The organism is Nocardioides sp., assembly GCF_036401255.1.
Taxonomy (GTDB): domain Bacteria; phylum Actinomycetota; class Actinomycetes; order Propionibacteriales; family Nocardioidaceae; genus Nocardioides.
Map to the genome: position 1 here is coordinate 1 of NZ_DASWVI010000208.1, position 2,444 is coordinate 2,444.

Annotated in this window: 4 protein-coding genes; all 4 read left to right on the plus strand. The window is 73.0% G+C overall.

The window, feature by feature from the left end; genetic code table 11:
• Nucleotides 1-14 precede the first annotated feature (14 nt).
• Nucleotides 15-149, plus strand: coding sequence for a hypothetical protein (locus tag VGD85_RS23165; RefSeq protein WP_414690790.1), 135 nt, complete (start codon nt 15-17; stop codon nt 147-149).
• Nucleotides 150-188: 39 nt separating this feature from the next.
• A complete protein-coding gene (locus tag VGD85_RS09815) occupies nt 189-953 on the plus strand; it encodes an LLM class flavin-dependent oxidoreductase (RefSeq protein ID WP_331063270.1) in 765 nt (254 codons plus the stop codon).
• Nucleotides 954-982: 29 nt separating this feature from the next.
• Nucleotides 983-1,960 (plus strand): sterol desaturase family protein, encoded by a 978-nt coding sequence (locus VGD85_RS09820; RefSeq protein WP_331063271.1) that lies wholly within the window; start codon nt 983-985, stop codon nt 1,958-1,960.
• A gap of 94 nt (nt 1,961-2,054) precedes the next feature.
• Nucleotides 2,055-2,444, plus strand: a 390-nt coding sequence (locus VGD85_RS09825) for a hypothetical protein (RefSeq protein ID WP_331063272.1), incomplete at its 3' end; no start/stop codon positions are given.

Below are 2,444 nucleotides of genomic sequence, written 5' to 3' on the forward strand. Positions count from 1 at the left end.
ACCACACCCCCATCATCGCCATGACCGCCTCCGCCACCCAAGAAGACCGCGACCGCTGCCTGACCGCCGGCATGGACGACTACATCTCCAAACCCGTCAACCCCAACACCCTCGAAACCGTCCTCGGCCGCTGGGCCACCAGCACCTGACCCACGGCGGCCGCGCAGCGGCCATGAGAACGTGAGGACATGAGCCCCTCGACCGGCATCTCGACCGGCATCGTGTTCCGCCCGCAGTCCCCGCCCGAGGAGCTGCGCGCCGTCGTCGCCCACGCCGAGGACGCCGGCGTCGAGCAGCTGTGGCTGTGGGAGGACTGCTTCCTCGAGGGCGGGCTCACCACCGCGGCCGCCGCGCTCGCCTGGTCCGAGCGGCTGGTGGTCGGCGTCGGGCTGCTGCCGGTGCCGCTGCGCAACCCGGCGCTGGCGGCGATGGAGATCGCGACCCTGGCCCGGATGTTCCCAGGCCGCCTCGTGGTCACGCTCGGGCACGGCGTCCAGGACTGGATGGCCCAGGTCGGCGCGCGGGCCGAGTCGCCCCTCACCCTGCTGCGCGAGCACACCGCGGCCGTCCGTTCGCTGCTGGCCGGGGAGACCGTGAGCGTCGCCGGCCGCTATGTCCGGCTCGACGCGGTCGCGCTGGACTGGCCCCCGGCCGTGCCGCCGCGGCTGCTGGTCGGGGGCCGGGGGCCACGCACGGTCGCCCTGGCCGGCGAGCTCGCCGACGGCGTACTGCTGGACTCGGCCGCCGACACCGCGGCCGTCCGCGACGCCCGGGCCCTGGTTGGCGACGCGCAGGTGGCGGTGTACGCCGAGGTCGACCCGGCCGATCTGTCGCGCCTGCCCGACCGGGTGGAGGCGCTTGCCGCCGCCGGCGCGGACACCGTGATCCTGCAGGCGACGGACACGGCTCCCGACCCGCGGCCCCTGATCGACGCCCTGAGATCCCTCCCCTAGCGAGTCGTCCTCCACTATCGTCGGCCGGCATGCAGGTGCTGAGCGACCTCTGGCAGGCGATCCCGGACGCCTTGCACGACCCGGTGGCGCTCGCGGCACCGTTCTTCCTGCTGTTCGTCGGCCTGGAGGGGCTGGCGGCGTACCTCCTCGAGGACGAGCGACCGGCCGGCGAGCGCCGGGCCGCTGACGGCCGGGCGCTGCCGCTGCCCGGCGGCTACGAGCGGCGCGACGCCCTCACGAGCCTCGCGATGGGCCTGGTGTCGGTGCTGACCATGAGCCTGTGGAAGGCCGGGGCACTGGTGCTCTACGCCGCGCTGTTCGCCTGGGTCGCGCCCTGGCACCTGCCGGTCGACGCGTGGTGGACGTGGGCGATCGCGATCCTCGGGGTCGACTTCCTCTTCTACTGGGCGCACCGCGTCGCCCACCGGGTGCGGCTCGTGTGGGCGACCCACCAGGCACACCACTCCAGCGAGTACTTCAACTTCGCCACCGCGCTGCGCCAGAAGTGGAACAACTCCGCGGAGATCGTGTTCTGGCTGCCGCTGCCCCTGCTGGGCGTGCCGCCGGCGCTGGTGTTCCTCGGGTTCTCGATCAGCCTCGTCTACCAGTTCTTCGTGCACACCGAGCGGGTCGGCAGGCTCTGGCGGCCGGTCGAGCTGGTGCTCAACACGCCCTCGCACCACCGGGTGCACCACGGCAGCGACCCCGAGTACCTCGACCGCAACTACGGCGGGATCCTCATCCTCTGGGACCGGCTGTTCGGCTCCTTCCAGCCCGAGCTGCACCGCCCGACGTACGGCCTCACCACGCCGGTCGGCACCCACCACCTCGTGCGCCTGCAGGTCCACGAGTACGCCGCGATCGCCCGCGACGTCCGCCGCGCCCCCAGCTGGCGCGACAAGCTCGGCTACGTGTTCGGGCCGCCGGGCTGGCGACCCGAGACCGCCGGCACCGTCTCCGACACCGTCTCCGAGCCCGTGCTGGCCGCCGAGCCGACCGTTCCCTGACCGACGTCGCGGGCCCTTGGTCCCGGGACCACGGGACGGTGGATCCCAGGACGCCGTCCGCGCGGGCGGTTACCCTCGCAGAGAGAGGAGAAGTGTGCCGGTCGGACGCCTGTCACCGTGGGTCGTCGCCCTGTCGGGGCTGACGGCCCTCCTTGCCGTCGCGCACCTGATCCAGGGCAGCGGACCCCTCGGTGACACGACGTACCTCCTCGGCATCTGGCTGGGGCCGCTCGTCGGCCTGATCGGCACGCTGCGCACGCCCCGCGAGCTCCGGCTGGTCCCGGCCGTGCTCACCGCCGGGCTCACGCTCTCCGCCCTCGGCGACCTGGTCTGGCTGATCTACTCGTGGACCGGCAACGACCCCGACGTGTCGTGGGCGGACGTGCCGTACTTCCTGAGCTACGTGGTCATCGGGGCGGCGATCTCGCTGGCGATGCTGCGGCGTACCACCGGCGCGTTCCACACCGACCTCGACTCGGTCATC

Bases quoted from the DNA above. Each gene is read 5' to 3' on its own strand.
- VGD85_RS09820 (WP_331063271.1), top strand. From the start codon at position 983: ATGCAGGTGCTGAGCGACCTCTGGCAGGCGATCCCGGACGCCTTGCAC.
- VGD85_RS09815 (WP_331063270.1), top strand. From the start codon at position 189: ATGAGCCCCTCGACCGGCATCTCGACCGGCATCGTGTTCCGCCCGCAG.